The following is a 14,712-nucleotide window of genomic DNA, read 5'->3' on the forward strand; positions in this document are numbered from 1 at the left end:
GCATGGCCGACTACACGTTCTTCACGAACCCGATGTCGCGCGGCCAGATCGCCCGCTGGGCTCTGCACGAAGTCGATGCCGACTACGAGCAGGTCCTGGTCGACTGGAAGGACAAGCCGGCCGCCTTCCTCGAGGCCAATCCGATGGGCAAGGTGCCGACGATCGTCCACCACCTCGATGACGGCGACGAGGTCGTCACCGAGGCGGCGGCAATCTGCCTCTACCTCGCCGAAATGCACCCCGAGGCCGGGCTGCTGCCCAACGAGGCCGAGACCGCCGACTACCTGCGCTGGACCTTCTTCGCCGCGGGCCCCGTCGAGCAGGCGATCACCAGCCGCGCGCTGAAGTACGAGCCTTCGCCAGAGCAGGAGCCGATGGCTGGCTGGGGCAATTTCGACCGGACGATGGACACGCTGGAAGCGCACCTGTCGCAGACACGTTTCATCTGCGGCGACCGTTTCACCATGGCCGACGTCTATGTCGGCAGCTCGGTGGATTGGGGGCTCAACTTCGGCATCCTGCCGCCGCGCGAGGCCTTCGTCGCCTATGCCGAGCGGATCCAGGCCCGGCCGCGCTACAAGGCCGCCAAGGCGGTCGACAACGCGCTGATCGGGGAGATGAAGAAATGAGTGGCTCCAAACAAATCGGCCCCAAGAACCTCGTCTGCCTGTGGTACGAAGGCGGCGCCGAAGAGGCCGCGAACTTCTATGCGGCCACTTTCCCCGACACCAAGGTCACCGGCGTCCACCGCGCGCCGGGCGACTATCCCGACGGCAAGGAAGGCAATGTCCTGACCGTGGACTTCACGGTCATGGGCATCCCCTGCATCGGACTCAACGGCGGCCCCGTGTTCAAGCAGAGCGAGGCCTTCTCGTTCCAGATCGCGACCGACGACCAGGCAGAGACCGATCGCCTGTGGAACGCGATCGTCGGCAACGGCGGCGAGGAAAGCCAGTGCGGCTGGTGCAAGGACAAGTGGGGCCTCTCGTGGCAGATTACCCCGCGCCAGCTCACCGAAGGCATGATGGACCCCGACCCGGCAGCCTCCAAGCGGGTGTTCGAGGCGATGATGGGCATGAAGAAGATCGACGTCGCCACGATCGAAGCCGCCAGGAGGGGCTGAGACCACGCCCCACGCCCGGCGCAGAATCACCGTGCGCTCAGCCTCATGGAACCGCTATGGCGCGCGCTGGACACGACGTCCGTAGGGCGCGGGGCGTCTTCCCCAAAAGTGAACTACTAGAAACACAGGGATTTATCGGATGCTTGCACTCTACGGCCACCCCTTCTCCTCGTACACATGGAAGGCGCTGATCGCGCTCTACGCCTACGAGATCCCCTTCGACTTCCGCGTGGTCGACGCCGATCATCCGGAGAACGGCGAATTCGTCGCCGCAGCCGGGCCGCTGGGCAAGTTCCCCGTGCTCAAGGACGGCGACAACGTCCTGTTCGAATCCACCGCGATCATCGAATACCTCTCGCAGCGGCATCGCGGCGAAGGGCTTCTGCCCGAGGACGCCAGCGCCGCGCTGGGCGTGCGGATGCTCGACCGGGTGTTCGACAACTACGTCATGAACATCATGCAGATCGCGGTGAACGAGGCGATCCGCACCCAGGGCAAGCCCGATCCCGCCGCCCTGGCCGACGTCCGTGCGCAGCTGACGCGGACCTATGCCTGGCTCGAGGGCTGGCTCGAATACTATCCGCCGATCGACCACATCACGCTGATCGAATGCTCGGCCGCGCCATCGCTGTTCTATGCCGACTGGGTCCACCAGATCGGCGACGAATTCCCGCGGCTCAAGCACTGGCGCGCCCACCTGCTGAGCCTTGAGCCGATCGCGCGCTGCGTCGAGGATGCCCGCCCGTTCCGCCCGTTCTTCCCGCTCGGCGCGCCCGATCGCGACTAGGAGAAGCCCATGCCGGCCCAGCTCAACCACACGATCGTCTGGTGCAGCGACAAAAAGCGCTCTTCGGCCTTTCTGGCCGAGATGCTGGGCCTGCCGGCTGCCGTGCCTTTCGCGAATTTCCTGGTAGTCCCACTGGAGAATGGGATCTCGATGGACTTCATGGAAAAGGAAGGCCCGATCGCGATGCAGCATTATGCGTTCCTCGTCAGCGATGCCGAATTCGATGCGGGCATGGCGAAGATCGCCGAGAAGGGCCTGACCTACTGGGCCGACCCGGCGCGTCAGGGGGGTCAACCAGATCAACCGCCACTGGGGCGGCCGCGGGGTCTATTTCGAGGACCCCGACGGCCACTTCCTGGAAATGATCACCAAACCCTACGGATCGGAGGAGGATCTATGAGCCCCAACGGCACTGATACGGCCAACGAACTGTCCGTCACCCGCTTCATCGCGGCCGAACCCGCCAAGGTCTGGGACATCATGGTCAACCGCACTGAGGAATGGTGGTGCCCGAAGCCATGGCGAGCCGAAATCGACGAGCAGGACCGCCGTCCGATGGGCGTCTGCAACATGACCTTTTACGGCCCCGACGGCGAGCAGAGCCCGCAGAACGGCATCTACCTGGCCTACGAGGAAGGCAAGCGCTTCGTCACCACCGACGCGGTGACCGCGGACTTCGAGCCCAGCGGCCCCTTCATGATCGGCATCTGGGAAATCGAACCTGAAAGCGACGGCACCCGCTACACCGCCCGCGCTCGCCACTGGAGCGAGGAAACCCGCAAGCAGCACGAGGAAATGGGCTTCGTCGAAGGCTGGGGCGTCTGCGCCGACCAGCTCAAGGCGCTTTGCGAAGCGGATTGACGCCGCATTCGGTTCGCCGGTGCGAACTCTCATTCGGTGCTGCGAGGATCAGCCGTTGACGAATCAAGTGGGCGGCTGTTCACTTAGGGCGAGAGGAACGCCCGAATGGAAACAGCAGACATCGTCGACATCTACCAGCTGGAAGCCTTCTGCCACCACGCCGTGGACCATGAGGACCAGAGCCTGCTGCCGCTCGTCTTCACCGAGGACGCGCGGTTCGACGGGCGCGATGCGGGCGGCAACGGGCCGCTGTGCGAAGGAATCGAGGCGATCCAGGCCTTCTTCGCGCTCGGCAAGCCGCCCCACCCCGCCGCGCACCACATGACCAATTGCTACGTCTACGAGCAGGATGGCCACGTCCGTGTGAAGATGAAGTGGATGGTGCCCGATCCCGCCACCGGCCAGATGATCGGCGGCGTCAACGACGACTGTGTGATCCGGACTTCCGCAGGCTGGCGCATCAAGGAGCGCGTCGCGAGGCTCAAGTATCCGGCGCAGGGGTTCGCCCCTCAGGGAGCCGGTCAATGAGCGCGCTCGAAAAATATGGCCCCTGGGCGGTCATCACCGGCGGTTCGGACGGTATCGGCGAAGGCTTCGCCCGGCTGCTTGCCGGAGCGGGGATCAATCTCGTTCTCGTCTCGCGCAGCGAGGCCAAGCTCTCGGCGCTGGCCGACGCGGTACGCAGCGACTTCGCCGTCGAGGTGCGCACCTTGCCGCTCGACCTGTCCGAGGAAGGCGCGATCGAGGCGATCCGGAGCGGAACCGCGGACCTCGAAGTGGGTCTGCTCGTCTGCAACGTCGGCGCCGTGTTCGGCGCCGGCCGCTTCCTGCGCAGCGAACTCGCCGATATCGAGAAGACGATGCGGCTCAACAACTGGAGCCACGCGACGCTCTCGCACCATTTCGGGCGACCGATGCTGGAGCGCGGTCGCGGCGGCATCGTGCTGATCGGCTCGATGGCGGGCAATGCCGGCGGCGCCTCGACGGCGCTCTACGGTGCGGGCAAGGCTTTCGCGCAGATCTTCGCCGAGGGCCTGTGGTCCGAGGTCAAGAGCAAGGGGATCGACGTGCTCTACGTCGTCGTCGGCGCGGTCGACACGCCCAAGCGGCAGAGCCTGGGCATCGAGGATTCGCCCGACCAGTTCGTCGCCGATCCGGCCGAAGTCGCGCGCGAGGCGCTGGAAGCGTTGCCCGAAGGACCGGTCCTCGTGCCCAAGCACCTGGCGGAGGACTTCGCCTATTTCAGCGGCGCCCCGCGGCGCGAGGCGGCCGAAGCGATGACGGCGATGCTCAAGGGTTTTCCCCGCAAGAAGGGTTAGAGCGCAACCAGCTTCAACCGAACCACTTGTCGTCATCCCGGGCTTGATCCCGGATCCCGCTGCCTGTCGGCCTCGCGGCTAAAGCGGGCCCCCGGATCAAGTCCGGGGTGACGAGATTCGGCAATCTGAGATGATCATGTCTAGGCGAAAGCCGCAGCCTTGCGCAGCAGCTGATAGGCTTCGACTACTTCCTGCAACCGCGTCTCGTAGCCGCGGTCGCCGCCGTTGCGGTCGGGGTGGAATTTGCGGACGAGCTCCGAATAGCGGCTGCGCAGCGCCTTGCGGTCGGAATCGAGCGGCAGGCCGAGCACGTCGAGCGCGCGCCTCTGTTCCGGCGATACGACGATGCCGTCCTGGCGCTGTGCGGGTTGCCGCGCCCTGACGTGCGCCCTCGCCCGGCCGCTGATCGCTTCGAGCGGATCGGCGAAATCGGCCCAGCGCGGCGCGGAATCGATGTTGCCGTTGGGCCGGAAGGCACGCGTCTCGCGCTCCCAGCCGTGGAGCGGCGATTGGGCTTCGAGGATCTCGTCGGCAGTCATGCCCGCGAAGAAGTCGTAGCCCGAATTGAAGGCACGGACGTGGTCGAGGCAGAACCAGCGATAGTCGCCCGGTCCGTCGAAGCCGGGCGCGCGTTCGCCTGGCGCGCGGAATTCGCCCACCTCGTCGCAGTCCGGCGCATCGCAGGACCGCTGGGTCTGGTGGCGTCCATGGAATCGGTCGTGTCGCACTGGTGCCAGATGGCAATAGATCGGCTAGAAGCCAAGATATGAACGGACCACTTGCCCAGGAAATCAGCCAGCTCCTCATCGCGGCCTTCGCGCCGACGAGCCTGGACATTATCAACGACAGCGCCAGTCACCACGGCCACGCCGGCCACGACGGCAGCGGCGAATCGCATTTCACCGTGGCGATCGAAAGCGCGGCGTTCGCGGGCGTGTCGCGCCTCGAACGCCAACGCATGGTCAACCGCGCGCTCGGCGACATTCCGGGACAGCGCGTCCACGCGCTCGCGATCAAGGCGAAAGCGCCCGGCGAGTGAACGAAGCGCCTCGACGCACGAGGCGCACCGCGCGCATCCTGCTGCTCGGCCCTGACGACCGCCTGCTGCTGTTTCGCTACCTGGCCGAGGGATTCGATCCGTTCTGGATCATGGCCGGCGGCGAGTGCGATCCCGGCGAAGACTATCCCGAGGCCGCCCGGCGCGAGCTGCGCGAAGAGACCGGGATCGACGCCCAGCCGCTTGCCCTCGGCATCACGCGCGAGGCGAACTACGTCTATGCCGGCGAGCCCGTCCGCGCGGTCGAACATTTCTTCGTCCATCGCACCGACGCCGCAGCGATCGACACCAGCGGCCACACCGAGCTCGAACAGCAGGCGATGCAGGAGCATCGCTGGTTCACGCGCGTTGAGATCGGCGACTGGCCCGAGACGATCTACCCGCTGGAAATCCTCGATCTGATCGAAAGGGCGCTCGATTCGGCTTGAAGGAGCAATCTGCGTGAAACCCTACGACTTCTGGTACTGGACCGGCATTCCCGGCCGCGGGGAGTTCGTCCGCCTCGCGATGGAAGCCGCCGATATCCCTTACCGTGACCGTGCCCGCGAAGAAGGCAACAATGCGCTGAGCCGGCATCTGGAGGGCATGAAGCAGCCCGCTTTCGCCGTGCCGCTGCTCGAAGGCCACGGCGTGACGGTGGCGCAGACCGCGAACATCCTGCTCTATCTGGGCGAGAAACATGCCCTCGCACCGCAGAGCCTTTCCGGCAGGCTCTGGGTCCACCAGCTTCAGCTCACCATTGCCGACGTCGTCACCGAAGCACACAACGTCCACCATCCGATCGGCGCGAGCCTTTACTACGAGGACCAGAAGGACGTCGCCAAGCAGGCGGCTAAAGGGTTCCGCGAGGAACGGATTCCCGCCTTTCTCGACTACTTCGAACGCTCGGCCGGCAACAGCGGCTGGCTGGTGGGCGACGCCTGGACCTATGCCGACACGTCGCTGTTCCAGCTCGTCGAAGGGCTGCGTTACGCCTTTCCCGAGCGAATGAAGGCATTGGCCAAGGACTACCCAAAGGTCGCAGCCCTCGCGGAACGTGTCGCGGAGATGCCGCAGCTCACGGACTATCTTGCCAGCGAGCGCCGACTGGCGTTCAACGAGCAAGGAATCTTCCGCCACTATCCGGAGCTAGACGGACCATGACAAACCCCGTCATCCAGACCATCACGCCGGTCACGCACGATCTCGGCGCATTTACTGTCCGCCGGGCGATCCCTGCGCCGGCGCGCAAGATGGTCGGCCCTTTCATCTTCGTCGACCAGTTCGGTCCGGCGCATCTGCCTCCGGGCCAGGCGATGGACGTGCGGCCGCATCCGCATATCAACCTGGCGACGGTGACTTGGCTGTTCGAGGGCGCGATCGACCACCGCGACAGCCTCGGCACTTTCGCGACGATCCGTCCCGGCCAGGTCAACCTGATGACCGCGGGCAGCGGCATCGTCCATTCCGAGCGCAGCCCGGCCGAGGAGCGCCCGGCCGGCCCGCGCCTCTACGGCATGCAGACCTGGCTCGCCCTGCCCGACGGGCGCGAGGAGATCTCCCCCGCATTCGAGAGCCGCACCGGCCTGCCGCTGATCGAAGACGGACATGCCATCGCCCGCGTGATCATGGGTACGCTCTGGGGCCAGACCGCGCCCACCACGCAATATGCCGAGACGATCTACGCCGAGATCGTGCTGGGCGCCGGCGGGGTGCTGCCGATCGACAGCCAGGCCGACGAGCGGGCGGTGATGCTGGTCGGCGGCGAAGCCGAGGTCGATGGCATGCCGCTGGCCCTCTACGAGCTGACCGTTCTGGCCCCCGGCGCGGTGTTGACGCTCCGCTCCAGCGCCGGCGGCCGTGTAATGCTGCTGGGCGGCGAGGCCTTCAACACGCCGCGGCACATCTGGTGGAACTTCGTCAGCTCCTCGACCGACCGGCTCCAGCAGGCCGCGCTCGACTGGCGCGAAGGCCGCTTCCCCAAAGTGCCCGGCGACGACCAGGAGTTCATCCCGCTGCCCGAGGGCAAGCCGAAGATCGTCTCCTACCCGTGAACGACCATCCGCATCATCCGACGCTGCTGCGCGCGCAGGGCGAAGGCCATGCCCGCGTTGGCTATTTCGAGCTGTTCTTCGACCTCGTCTATGTCTTCGCGATCACGCAGCTGTCGCACAACCTGCTCGAGCATCGCGACTGGATCGGCGCGGCGCAAACCTTGATCCTGTTCATGGCAGTGTGGTGGGCGTGGATCTACACGACCTGGGCGACCAACTGGGTCGATCCCGACCACGGCGCCAACCGGCTGGTACTGGGCGCAGGGATGATCGCCAGCCTCGTCATGTCGAGCGCGATCCCCAAGGCCTTCGAAAGCGCGGGCATGGCCTTCGCGGTCGCCTATGTTCTGCTGCAGGTCGGCCGCTCGCTCTATGTCTCGTGGGTCTGCGGCGAGTGGCAGCGCGACGACAACTGGGGACTGGTCCGCGTGACCATCTGGTTCACTGCCTCCGCTCCACTCTGGCTGATCGGCGGCGCGGCCGATGACCCGGTGCAACGGATGGCCTGGTGGACCGCCGCGCTGACGATCGAAACCGTGAGCGCGCTGGTATTCTACGCTGTTCCCATCCTCGGCCGTTCGAGCGCCGACGATTGGGCGATCGCCGGCGGCCATATGGCCGAGCGCTGCGCGCTGTTCATCATCATCGCGCTCGGCGAAGGCGTGCTGATCACCGGCGCGACTTTCGGCCAGCTTGTCGCACAACCGGTGACGATCGCCGCCTTCCTCACCGCCTTCCTCGGCTCCTTCGCCATGTGGTGGGTCTATTTCGACGTCGGCGCCAAGCGCGGGGCAGAACACATCGAGCATCACGAGCACCCGGGCATCATCGGCCGCGATGCCTTCACCTACTGGCATATCCCGATCGTCGCCGGGATCATCCTGATCGCCGTCGCCGACGAACTGACGCTCGCCCATCCGCTCGAGCCCGTACACGGCGACTTCCTGCTGGTGACCGCGGGCGGCATGGCGCTGTTCCTGATCGGGGTGATGACCTTCAAGCGCATCAGCAGCGGCAAGGACTGGTTTCCGCCCTCGCATATGGCCGGGCTCTGGCTGGTCGCGGCGCTGGTGCTCTGGGGCTGGCTGGCCCATCCGGCAACGCTGCACTTCTACATGGGCTCGACCGTGATCTTCGGGTTTGTCGCCCTGTGGGAATGGGTCAGCTATCACGGCGGCTGGATCGAACGGATGGAGCGGCGCGGCTGGTGGCTGGGCCGGATGCTGCGGCGCTATACCGAATGGCGGATCGCTTCGCTGGAAAAGCGGCGCGCCCGCTGACACGGCAAGGGAGGCATCCGGATCAGCGGAGCCTCCCTCCTCGTTTCCCTCACGCCAATATGGCGGGCTTGAGCAGGTCACTCATGCCGACCCGGTGCAGCATTTCCGCCCGCACCCGGTCGAGCACCGCGAAACCAACATCGGCGCCGTCCTCGCTGGGATCGTAGTGGACCCGGAACGGGCGCTGGCCGAAGGGCATGTCGACGACTTCGACGATCCGCTCCGCCACACCCGAAACGTCGGCATCGTCGGGCACGATCGCGGCGAAGGCTTCCTGGATCTGCGCGCCGAAGCCCTGGTAGGGTCCGGCCTCGTATTCTGCGAGCCGCGCGGCGTCGGCAGGGCTGCCCGAGTGGGCGAAGTGATTGGTGCCCTTGGTGAAGGCGCCCGGCACGACGATCGTCGTCTCGATGCCCCAGCGCGACAGCTCGCGGGCATATTGCACCGCCAGCGCATCCATCGCCGCCTTGGCCGCGAAATAGGGCGACAGATAGGGCGGCGTGCCGCCGGCCGAGCTGCTGCTCGACACCCAGACCAGCAAGCCCTGCTTCGCCGCGCGCATGACCGGCAGCGCCGCGCGGTTGACCCGCTGCGTGCCGAGCACATTGACGTCGTACTGCTGGGCGAACTGTTCGGGGGTGAAGCTCTCGGCTGGGCCGAACATCATGTGCCCGGCGTTGTGGACGAGCACGTCGATCCGGCCGCTCTCGGCGACGATTTTGGTGACCGCGGCTTCGGCGGAGGCTTCCGACTGAACGTCGAGCTCGATCGGACGCAGGTCGAGGCCTTCGATCGCGGCCATCGCGGCAGCGTTGGCGGCATTGCGGCCGGCGACATCCCGCATCGAGGCGTAGACGGTGTGACCAGCGCAGGCGAGTGCCTCGGCGGTCAGTCGGCCGAAGCCGCTCGACGCACCGGTGATGAGGATGATCTTCTTGGTCATGATACTATCTCCTGATTTCGTGGAATTGAGCGGAGGTCAGATGATGCCGCCGTTGGCGCGCAGGACCTGGCCGTTGATCCAGCCGCCGTCGGGCCCGGCGAGGAAGGCGACTGCGGCGGCGATGTCTTCGGGCTGGCCGAGCCGTTCGAGCGGGGCCGCCTTGGCGAGCGTGTCGATCACGGCCTGCGGCTTGCCGTCGAGGAACAGCGCAGTGGCCGTCGGCCCGGGCGCGATGGCGTTGACCGTGATGTTGCGGCCGCGCAGTTCCTTGGTCAGCACATGGGTCATCGCCTCGACCCCAGCCTTGGTGGCGGCATAGACGCCGTAGGTCGCGGGACGGAGACCGACCACGCTCGACGACAGGTTGATGATCCGCCCGCCTTCGCGCAGCCGCTTGGCGCCCTCGCGCAGCGTGTTGAACACGCCCTTGAGATTGATCGCGATCTGGCTGTCGAACAGCGCGTCGTCGCTTTCGGCCAGGCTGGCCAGCATCATGACGCCGGCGTTGTTGACCAGCACGTCGATGCCGCCGAAGGCCGCCTGGGCCGCGTCGAACATCCGCGCGACCGAGGCCGCATCGCTGACGTCCGCTTGCGCGGCGATGGCCTTGCCGCCGCTCGCCTCGATCTGCGCGACCAGCGCCTCGGCATCGGCCGCACGACCCGCATAGTTGACGACGACGGTGAACCCGTCCGCCGCCAGCCGCTCGGCGATCGCTGCGCCGATGCCCCGCGAGCCACCCGTGACGATCGCCACCTTGTTCGTATTGTCCTGCATGGTCTGTCTCCATTCGAAGCCGCCAACCCCGGCGACGAAAGGAACATGACACCTATCGTTATACAGATAATCGCTCTATAATCGGCAATACTGTTCTGATTTATCGAACAATGAGGACGTGATGGACCGGCTTGATGCCATGCGGCTGTTCACCCGGGTCGTCGACCGTCGCAGCTTCACCCAGGCGGCGCACGACCTCGACCTGCCTCGCTCCACCGCTACGCAGGTCATCCGCCAGCTCGAGGAGCGGCTCGGCGTGCGGCTGCTCCAGCGCACGACGCGGACGGTCCGCCCCACCCTCGACGGCGAGGCATATTACCGGCGCTGTCTGGCCATTCTCGATGATGTCGAGGACGCCGAGGGCGCGTTCCGGGGCGCCGTGCCGCGCGGCATGCTGCGGGTGGAAGTCCAGGGCTCGATCGCCCGCCACTTCCTGCTGCCCGCCCTTCCGCGATTCCTCGACGCGCATCCGCAGATCGAAGTGGCGATGAGCGAGAGCGACCGCTGGGTCGATGTCGTGCGCGAGGGTGTCGACTGCGTGCTGCGCTACGGCGCGCTGCCCGACAGCGATCTCGTCGCGCGGACGGTCACCAAGCTCGAGCGTGTGACCTGCGCGACGCCGGCCTATCTGGAGCGCTTCGGCGTGCCCCAGGCGCCGCGGGACCTGGCCGGCCATTTCACCGTCGGGCTGCGCTCGCTCACCACGGGTGCCGTCACGCCGTTCGAATTCGCCTCGCCCACCGGCACGACGCGGATGGAGGTACCGATGCGGCTCTCGGTCACGGGGACCGAAAGCTACCGCGATGCGGTGCTGGTCGGCGTCGGTATCGCTCAGTTGCCCACTTTCCATATCGAACGCGATCTTGCCGAGGGACGGCTTGTCCGGGTGCTGGCCGACTTCCCCCCTCCCTCGGCTCCGGTTTCAGTGCTCTATCCGCGCAGCCGTCAGCTCTCGCCGCGAGTGCGGCTGTTCATCGACTGGATCGTCGAGCGCTTCGCCGGTTATGCGGCGTCGAACCACTCGGCCCATGCGCCGTGAGCGTGAGCCGCGGCGATGAGCCGCGGCTCTTCGCCGCCCGGCCAGTAGCGCACGCGCAACCCGTGGCCCAGCAGCGTGCGATCGGCTTCCAGCTCGACCCAGGCCAGCGCGCGGCCTTGCGTCGCCTTCGCACCCCAGGCCGCCATGGCCGCGACGATCTGCGCCTGCTGATCCTCGGGCACATATTGCCAGACGATCGAATGCATCAGCATGCGTGTCGTCCCTTCGGCCTGCGGCAGGGCGAGCTGCTGCTCGACGAAATCGGCCGCATTCATGTGCACGAGATCGGGCTTCTTCGCCTTGGCCGCTGCGATCGCGGCTTCGAGGCGTTCAAACCGCACGGTGTGCTCGGGCCAGGTATAGGCTTTGAGGCGCATCGCCTGCTCGGGAACGGTCAGGTCGATCGGTGCGACGTCGCAGCCCTTGAGCGATGCGATCGTGATCGCGCTATCGGGCGGCGACTTGCCGCGCCATTCGGGCACGAACCGCATCGCCGGCTCGGCCGGCCCGACCTTCACCCCGCCCAGATCGTAGGCATAGCGATCGAGCATCAGGTTGATCCCGGCGCTCGATCCGATCTCCAAGCATTCGAAGCGCGGCGGCAGGCCTTCACCCGCCAGCCACAGCATCGCCGCGACGAAGCCCCACGACCGCCCTGCCTCATTGGTCTGCGGGGGACCGTCGAGCCAAGGCATCAGGAACGCCTCGTGCTCGCGCACGGCCCTGGCGATGATGGCGTGGTCGTCGGCCGGCTCGCCGGCATAGATCGGCGCGAGTTCGGGCGCCCGGCCCGACAGTTGCAGCGCGTGGAGCCCGCCGGCGGAACGCAGCGGCACCGCATCGCCCAGCGGTCTTCCCGGCCAGTCACGGATCCGCGCAACGAAGGCGCCGGGCTCGGGATCGTCGAGCAGGCCGGCGACCGCGGCCACGATCCGCGCGGTGATCGTCGCATCGTTGCTGCGGCAGTAGTCGACCTGGTTCGCATAGGCCTGCGCGACCGAGCGGTTGTCTGCGTGGCCCGTGGCCGAACGCGCGGAATGATCGTCCTTCATGTTGCCCTTTCGCCTGCCGCCGCCTACATGCGCGGCCTTATGCAGAAGCCGCTCACTTTCGCCGTGCCCAAGGGCCGCATCCTCGACGAGGCGCTGCCACTAATGGCGCGTGCCGGTGTCGTGCCCGAAGCCGAGTTCCACGACAAGAAGTCTCGCGCGCTTTCCTTCGCCTGCGAGAACAGCGACATGCGGATTATCCGCGTGCGCGCTTTCGACGTCGCCACTTTTGTCGCCCACGGCGCCGCGCAGGTCGGCATCGTCGGCTCGGACGTGGTCGAGGAATTCGCCTATTCGGACCTCTATGCGCCGGTCGACCTCGACGTTGGCCATTGCCGCCTGTCGGTGGCGGAGCCCGCCGGCCAGGAACCGAGCAATACTGCCGCCAGCCACCTGCGCGTCGCGAGCAAGTATCCGAACCTAACGCGTCGCCACTTCGAGGGCCTGGGCATCCAGGCCGAAGTCGTGAAGCTGAACGGCGCGATGGAGCTGGCGCCGGGCCTCGGCCTCGCCAGCCGGATCGTCGACCTCGTCTCGACTGGCAAGACGCTCAAGGACAACGGCCTCGCCGAGACCAGCGTGATCTTGCAGATCTCGGCCCGGCTGATCGTCAATCGTGCCGCGCTCAAGACCGACGAGCGTGTCGGCGAACTGGTCGAGCGCTTCCGCGCGCTGGTCGCCGAACAGAAGGCCGCCTGATGCTTCGGCTGAACAGCGCCGACGAAGGCTTCGCCAAGGCCTTCCAGCGCCTCGTGCGCGACCGCCGCGAGAGCGAGGACGATGTCGCGCGTGACGTTTCGCTGATCCTCGAGGACGTGCGCAACCGCGGCGATGCGGCGCTGGCCGAACTGACCCAGCGCTTCGACGGTCACTCGCTGGCCGACGCAGCCAACTGGCGGATCGAGCCCGCCGAATGTCGCGAGGCTTACGACAACCTGCTGCCCGACCTGCGCGCCGCGCTCGAACTCGCCGCGCAGCGCATCCGCGTCTATCACGAGGCGCAGCTGCCCGAAAACCGCGACTATACCGACGATGCCGGCGTCCGGCTCGGCGCGATCTGGCGGCCGGTCGATGCCGCGGGGCTCTACATTCCCGGCGGCCGCGCATCCTATCCGTCCTCGCTGCTGATGAACGCCATCCCGGCCAAGGTCGCGGGCGTCGAGCGACTGACCGTCGTGCACCCGACGCCCAAGGGGGTGATCAACCCGCTGGTACTGGCGGCGGCGCACATCGCCGGCGTCGACGAGATCTGGCGCGTGGGCGGCGCCCAGGCGGTCGGCGCGCTGGCATATGGCACGCAGCGCATCAAGCCGGTCGACGTCATCACCGGCCCCGGCAATGCCTGGGTCGCCGAGGCCAAGCGCCAGCTCTACGGCGTCGTCGGCATCGACATGGTAGCGGGGCCGAGTGAAATCCTTGTGATCGCCGATGCGAAGAATGACCCTGACTGGATCGCCGCCGACCTGCTCAGCCAGGCCGAGCACGATCCAGTCGCGCAATCGATCCTGATCACCGACGATCCGCTGTTCGCCGATACCGTGGCCGATCGCGTCGGTGTCGAGCTGGCCATGCTGCAGACCGCCAGAGTGGCCAGCGAGAGCTGGAACACTTACGGCGTGATCATCGAGGTCGCGAGCCTCGACGAGGCCCCTGCCCTCGCCAATGCGCTGGCGGCCGAGCACGTCCAGATCGCGGTCGACGATCCCGAACCGATGCTGCGCGCGATCCGCCACGCCGGCTCGGTCTTCCTCGGCCGGCTGACGCCCGAGGCCGTCGGCGACTATGTTGCCGGGCCGAACCACGTCCTCCCCACGGGCCGCCGGGCGCGCTTCGCCTCGGGCCTGTCGGTGCTGGATTTCATGAAACGCACCAGCTTCATCCAGCTCGACGAAGCGGCATTGCGGGCGATCGGCCCCGCCGCCGTAGCGCTGGCCGAAGCCGAGGGCTTGCCCGCGCATGCCCGATCGATCGAAACGAGGTTGGGACTATGAGCCGCTCCAAATCCCGCGCCGCCGCCCGCCTCGCCGCGGTCCAGGCGCTCTACCAGCACGACATGGAAGGCACGCACCTCGCCGGCCTGCTCGACGAATTCCACCGCCACCGCCTCGGCGGCGAGATCGACGACGAGGTCGACGATACGCAATATGCCGAAGCCGAAGTGGCCTTCTTCGACGACCTGGTCAAAGGCGCGGTCGCTCGCCGCGAGGAGATCGACGCGCTGATTGAGAGCAAGCTCGCCGAGGGCTGGAAGCTCGAGCGGCTCGACAAGACCATGCTCCAGATCCTGCGCGCCGGCACCTACGAACTGCTCGCCCGCGCCGACGTTTCGACCGGCACCGCGATCAGCGAATATGTCGACGTCGCCCACGCCTTCTTCGACGCGCGCGAGACCAAGTTCGTCAACGGCGTGCTCGACGCGGTTGCCAAGGCGGTGCGCTGACCTC

Annotated in this window: 19 protein-coding genes; 15 read left to right on the forward strand and 4 right to left on the reverse strand. The window is 66.8% G+C overall.

The window, feature by feature from the left end; all coding sequences use genetic code 11:
- Positions 1-2: 2 nt before the first annotated feature.
- The 6 genes from KRR38_RS10455 to KRR38_RS10485 all read left to right on the forward strand — a co-directional run bounded on the left by KRR38_RS10455 (position 3) and on the right by KRR38_RS10485 (position 4,090).
- The gene (locus KRR38_RS10455; protein ID WP_217401206.1) at positions 3-629 is read left to right on the forward strand and encodes a glutathione S-transferase family protein; all 627 of its coding nucleotides are present in this window, start codon (positions 3-5) and stop codon (positions 627-629) included.
- Positions 626-1,123 carry a VOC family protein gene (locus KRR38_RS10460; RefSeq protein WP_217401208.1) on the forward strand — a complete coding sequence of 166 codons (498 nt, stop codon included), beginning with the start codon at positions 626-628 and terminating at the stop codon, positions 1,121-1,123. The genes KRR38_RS10455 and KRR38_RS10460 overlap by 4 nt, the downstream gene beginning before the upstream one ends.
- Before the next feature lie 139 nt (positions 1,124-1,262).
- Positions 1,263-1,910 (forward strand): glutathione S-transferase family protein, encoded by a 648-nt coding sequence (locus KRR38_RS10465; RefSeq protein ID WP_217401210.1) that lies wholly within the window; start codon positions 1,263-1,265, stop codon positions 1,908-1,910.
- 396 nt (positions 1,911-2,306) lie between these two features.
- Positions 2,307-2,771 carry an SRPBCC family protein gene (locus tag KRR38_RS10475; RefSeq protein WP_217401212.1) on the forward strand — a complete coding sequence of 155 codons (465 nt, stop codon included), beginning with the start codon at positions 2,307-2,309 and terminating at the stop codon, positions 2,769-2,771.
- Positions 2,772-2,876: 105 nt separating this feature from the next.
- Positions 2,877-3,299: a nuclear transport factor 2 family protein gene (locus KRR38_RS10480; protein WP_217401214.1), complete on the forward strand. Its 423-nt coding sequence runs from the start codon at positions 2,877-2,879 to the stop codon at positions 3,297-3,299.
- A complete protein-coding gene (locus tag KRR38_RS10485; RefSeq protein WP_217401216.1) occupies positions 3,296-4,090 on the forward strand; it encodes an SDR family oxidoreductase in 795 nt (264 codons plus the stop codon). The genes KRR38_RS10480 and KRR38_RS10485 overlap by 4 nt, the downstream gene beginning before the upstream one ends.
- 140 nt (positions 4,091-4,230) lie before the next feature.
- Here KRR38_RS10485 and KRR38_RS10490 read toward each other — a convergent pair whose 3' ends face one another.
- Positions 4,231-4,818: a J domain-containing protein gene (locus tag KRR38_RS10490; RefSeq protein ID WP_217401218.1), complete on the reverse strand. Its 588-nt coding sequence runs from the start codon at positions 4,816-4,818 to the stop codon at positions 4,231-4,233.
- 38 nt (positions 4,819-4,856) lie between these two features.
- Between KRR38_RS10490 and KRR38_RS10495 the strand changes: the two genes are divergently transcribed.
- The 5 genes from KRR38_RS10495 to KRR38_RS10515 all read left to right on the forward strand — a co-directional run bounded on the left by KRR38_RS10495 (position 4,857) and on the right by KRR38_RS10515 (position 8,460).
- Positions 4,857-5,129: a BolA family transcriptional regulator gene (locus KRR38_RS10495; RefSeq protein WP_217401220.1), complete on the forward strand. Its 273-nt coding sequence runs from the start codon at positions 4,857-4,859 to the stop codon at positions 5,127-5,129.
- Positions 5,126-5,575, forward strand: coding sequence for an NUDIX hydrolase (locus KRR38_RS10500; protein ID WP_217401222.1), 450 nt, complete (start codon positions 5,126-5,128; stop codon positions 5,573-5,575). Before KRR38_RS10495 ends, KRR38_RS10500 begins: the two co-directional genes overlap by 4 nt.
- Before the next feature lie 79 nt (positions 5,576-5,654).
- Positions 5,655-6,290 (forward strand): glutathione S-transferase, encoded by a 636-nt coding sequence (locus KRR38_RS10505; RefSeq protein WP_217407205.1) that lies wholly within the window; start codon positions 5,655-5,657, stop codon positions 6,288-6,290.
- Positions 6,287-7,180, forward strand: coding sequence for a pirin family protein (locus tag KRR38_RS10510; RefSeq protein ID WP_217401224.1), 894 nt, complete (start codon positions 6,287-6,289; stop codon positions 7,178-7,180). Before KRR38_RS10505 ends, KRR38_RS10510 begins: the two co-directional genes overlap by 4 nt.
- Positions 7,177-8,460 (forward strand): low temperature requirement protein A, encoded by a 1,284-nt coding sequence (locus KRR38_RS10515; protein WP_217401226.1) that lies wholly within the window; start codon positions 7,177-7,179, stop codon positions 8,458-8,460. Before KRR38_RS10510 ends, KRR38_RS10515 begins: the two co-directional genes overlap by 4 nt.
- Positions 8,461-8,509: 49 nt before the next feature.
- Here the strand turns inward: KRR38_RS10515 and KRR38_RS10520 are convergent, their stop codons facing one another.
- Positions 8,510-9,403, reverse strand: coding sequence for an SDR family NAD(P)-dependent oxidoreductase (locus KRR38_RS10520; protein ID WP_217401228.1), 894 nt, complete (start codon positions 9,401-9,403; stop codon positions 8,510-8,512).
- A 36-nt stretch (positions 9,404-9,439) separates the two neighbouring features.
- A complete protein-coding gene (locus KRR38_RS10525) occupies positions 9,440-10,180 on the reverse strand; it encodes an SDR family oxidoreductase (protein WP_217401230.1) in 741 nt (246 codons plus the stop codon).
- 121 nt (positions 10,181-10,301) lie between these two features.
- Here KRR38_RS10525 and KRR38_RS10530 point away from each other — a divergent pair, with 121 nt between their 5' ends.
- Positions 10,302-11,219, forward strand: coding sequence for a LysR family transcriptional regulator (locus tag KRR38_RS10530; RefSeq protein ID WP_217401232.1), 918 nt, complete (start codon positions 10,302-10,304; stop codon positions 11,217-11,219).
- Here KRR38_RS10530 and KRR38_RS10535 read toward each other — a convergent pair.
- Positions 11,183-12,271 carry a DUF2332 domain-containing protein gene (locus KRR38_RS10535; protein WP_217401234.1) on the reverse strand — a complete coding sequence of 363 codons (1,089 nt, stop codon included), beginning with the start codon at positions 12,269-12,271 and terminating at the stop codon, positions 11,183-11,185. The genes KRR38_RS10530 and KRR38_RS10535 overlap by 37 nt on opposite strands.
- Positions 12,272-12,310: 39 nt before the next feature.
- Here KRR38_RS10535 and hisG point away from each other — a divergent pair, with 39 nt between their 5' ends.
- From hisG to nusB, 3 genes are read left to right on the forward strand one after another with little or no spacing between them, the layout of a single operon-like run.
- Positions 12,311-12,967 carry an ATP phosphoribosyltransferase gene (gene hisG, locus KRR38_RS10540; protein ID WP_217407206.1) on the forward strand — a complete coding sequence of 219 codons (657 nt, stop codon included), beginning with the start codon at positions 12,311-12,313 and terminating at the stop codon, positions 12,965-12,967.
- Positions 12,967-14,259 (forward strand): histidinol dehydrogenase, encoded by a 1,293-nt coding sequence (gene hisD / locus KRR38_RS10545; RefSeq protein WP_217401236.1) that lies wholly within the window; start codon positions 12,967-12,969, stop codon positions 14,257-14,259. Before hisG ends, hisD begins: the two co-directional genes overlap by 1 nt.
- The gene (nusB, locus tag KRR38_RS10550; RefSeq protein WP_217401238.1) at positions 14,256-14,708 is read left to right on the forward strand and encodes a transcription antitermination factor NusB; all 453 of its coding nucleotides are present in this window, start codon (positions 14,256-14,258) and stop codon (positions 14,706-14,708) included. The genes hisD and nusB overlap by 4 nt, the downstream gene beginning before the upstream one ends.
- Positions 14,709-14,712: the final 4 nt, after the last annotated feature.

The organism is Novosphingobium sp. G106 (genome assembly GCF_019075875.1).
In the GTDB taxonomy this organism is placed as follows: domain Bacteria; phylum Pseudomonadota; class Alphaproteobacteria; order Sphingomonadales; family Sphingomonadaceae; genus Novosphingobium.